The sequence below is a fragment of the Stenotrophomonas capsici genome (assembly GCF_034961085.1).
In the GTDB taxonomy this organism is placed as follows: Bacteria; Pseudomonadota; Gammaproteobacteria; order Xanthomonadales; family Xanthomonadaceae; genus Stenotrophomonas; species Stenotrophomonas capsici.
The window spans coordinates 1-1,690 of sequence record NZ_JAYFUH010000051.1 but is presented as its reverse complement, the minus strand read 5'-3'; the positions used below and the strand labels follow the sequence as shown (position 1 = coordinate 1,690).

General features: G+C 68.0%; 2 protein-coding genes. One reads left to right on the top strand and one right to left on the bottom strand.

The genetic code is table 11. From position 1 onward, the window contains the following. Positions 1 to 652 (bottom strand): FAD-binding oxidoreductase (locus VA603_RS01695; protein WP_425603638.1); only part of this gene is annotated, 652 nt, incomplete at its 3' end. Positions 653 to 789: 137 nt separating this feature from the next. Between VA603_RS01695 and VA603_RS01690 the strand changes: the two genes are divergently transcribed. Next, positions 790 to 1,690, top strand: a 901-nt coding sequence (locus VA603_RS01690) for an ABC transporter ATP-binding protein (protein WP_323437761.1), incomplete at its 3' end; no start/stop codon positions are given.

The following is a 1,690-nucleotide window of genomic DNA, read 5'->3' as shown; positions in this document are numbered from 1 at the left end:
TCAGCAGCTCGGCGCAGGCATCGACCATGTCCGGGTTGCCGCACAGGTAGGTGATGTCGCGCGTCGGGTCCGGGCCGATCTCGGCCAGCTGCTGCTGCACGTAGCCCTTGCGCACATCCGGGTGCGGGTCGGCCGGCAGCTCGCGCGACAGGCAGGGCATGTAGCGGAACCCCGGGGTGGCCTCGGCGAAGGCACGGAAGTCCTCGCTGTAGAGCAGTTCCTGCGGGGTGCGGGCGCCCTGCAGCAGCACCACTTCCACGCCGCGCTCGGCGATGGCCCGGCGCAGCAGCGGCAGCATCGAGCGGTACGGGGTAACGCCGGTACCGGTGGCGATCAGCAGGTAGCGGCCGTTGTGGTCGCCGGGGTTCAGGCAGAAGCGCCCGAACGGGCCGCTGCCGGTCAGGTGGCCGCCCAGCTCCAGCCCCTCGAACAGGGCGGTGGCGGCGCCGCCGGGCACGAAGCTGACCGCGATTTCCACCGCCTCACCCGGGCCCAACGCGTGGTCGTGGATGGTGGCCAGCGAGTAGCTGCGCTTGGTCGCGGTGCCGTCGGCGTACTCGAAGTGAACCTGAATGAACTGGCCGGGCTGGAAATCCAGCGGTTGCCCATCGTCACGGACGAACTGGTAGTGGCCAACGGTGGGCGCCAGCATGCGGCGTCCGACCAGCTTGAGGGGGAATTGGGCAGGCACGAAGGGAAAGCTGTGTTTGACCGGGCAAAGCCGCAGGGCCTTCTATAATACCGCTTTGCATTCACGCGGCGCCGCAGACCCGGCGCGAAGGCCCGAGCTTGGACTCCCGAATCCCCCCCGCAGCCCCCGCGCTGCGCATCACCGATCTGCGCAAGACCTACGACAACGGCGTGCAGGCCCTGAAGGGCGTGTCGCTGGAAGTAGCCCCGGGCGATTTCTTCGCCCTGCTCGGCCCCAACGGTGCCGGCAAGTCGACCATGATCGGCATCATCTCCTCGCTGGTGAACCTCAGCGAAGGCCAGGTGGAGGTCTTCGGTAGCGACCTGGTCAGCCAGCGCAGCGCGACCATGCGCCTGATCGGCCTGGTGCCGCAGGAGATCAACTTCAACCTGTTCGAGAAGCCCTTCGACATCCTGGTCAACTACGCCGGCTTCTACGGCATCCCGCGCGCCGAGGCCGAGGTCCGCGCCGAGCAGGAGCTCAAGCGCGCGCACCTGTGGAACAAGGCGCAGATGATGAGCCGCACGCTGTCCGGCGGCATGAAGCGGCGGCTGATGATCGCCCGCGCGATGATGACCCGCCCGCGCCTGCTGATCCTGGACGAGCCCACCGCCGGCGTGGACATCGAGATCCGCCGCGACATGTGGAAGACGCTGCAGGAGATCAACGCCGCCGGCACCACCATCATCCTCACCACGCACTACCTGGAGGAAGCCGAGCAGCTGTGCCGCAACCTGGCCATCATCAACCACGGCCGCATCGTCGAGCAGGGCCCGATGCGCGGCCTGCTGGCCAAGCTGGACGTGGAAGGCTTCATCTTCGACATCGACGGTGAACTGCCGGCGCAGCTGCCGCACATCGAAGGCGCCACGCTGCTGGCCACCGACACGCACACGCTGGACCTGGACATGCCGCGGGCGATGGACCTCAACCGCGTGTTCGACACCTTCAACGCCGCCGGCATCCGCGTGCGCTCGATGCGCACCAAGAGCAACCGCC